The 931-nt window shown below is 49.4% G+C and carries 1 pseudogene; it reads left to right on the forward strand.

The features are described from left to right. Positions 1 to 282 precede the first annotated feature (282 nt). Positions 283 to 931, forward strand: a pseudogene (locus HLV61_RS23130) (hypothetical protein); the annotation flags it as partial.

Below are 931 nucleotides of genomic sequence, written 5' to 3' on the forward strand. Positions count from 1 at the left end.
AACTGCTATCCCTTACTACAGACTTCAAGGGTGCGGACTTGGCGAAGCTGACCAGATGGGTTTTGAGCACCGACTACGGCATTAATTAAATCAGTATTTTCAAAAAAATCCCCAAGTAGTTTGGTACTTTCCCAGAGTTTGCGTAACTTTGCCCCCGTAAACAAAGCGTGCTTGTTATAGCACACTATAACTACGAAGCTACGCTTTTCGTAGTTGTGTGCTCTCCGAGGGTGGGGGCTGCGCCCCTCAACCCCATGGCAGCCGCCCTAAAATTCATTCGACATGGCACAGACATCCATCCATTTCCAAGCGGTCAAAGGTGGCAGCGAGGAACACAACAAGAGAACAAAGAAACTCGACTACGTTCATCACGAACTATCGAGCCAAAACGACTATTGGCAGTCGGACAGCCAAGAAGCAAGACTTGCATTTGTCACCCAGAACGCAAAGGCGAAGACAGGGCGAAAGATGCAAGCCAAGGCAACCCCGATACGTGAAGCCGTGGTTGTCATCGAGGACACCACGACCATGGACGACCTCAAAAAATTGGCGAAGCGTTTTAACGATCGCTTCGGAATCGATGTGTTCCAGATCGCAATCCACAAGGACGAGGGGTACAAGAAAAGCAAAGATGGCATCAAACTCAATCTTCACGCTCATCTGGTGGCTGATTGGACAGACCATGAGAGCGGAAAAAGTCTGAAGCTCAACCGCAACGACATGGCAGAGATGCAAACTATCTGTGCCGAGGTCTTGGGCATGGAGAGGGGCAAGAGCAGCGAGAAGCAGCATCTTTCGGCCATCCAATACAAGATTGCAGCAGAGGAGCAGAGGGCAGAAGCCATCAAGAGCAAAACGAGAGGACTTGGCATCATACAGAAGAACCTATCAAATGACATTAGCGATTTGTTGGTGGAGGTCAAGACCAAGA

It is taken from the genome of Geodermatophilus amargosae (genome assembly GCF_041028265.1).
Classification (GTDB): Bacteria; Actinomycetota; Actinomycetes; order Mycobacteriales; family Geodermatophilaceae; genus Geodermatophilus; species Geodermatophilus amargosae_A.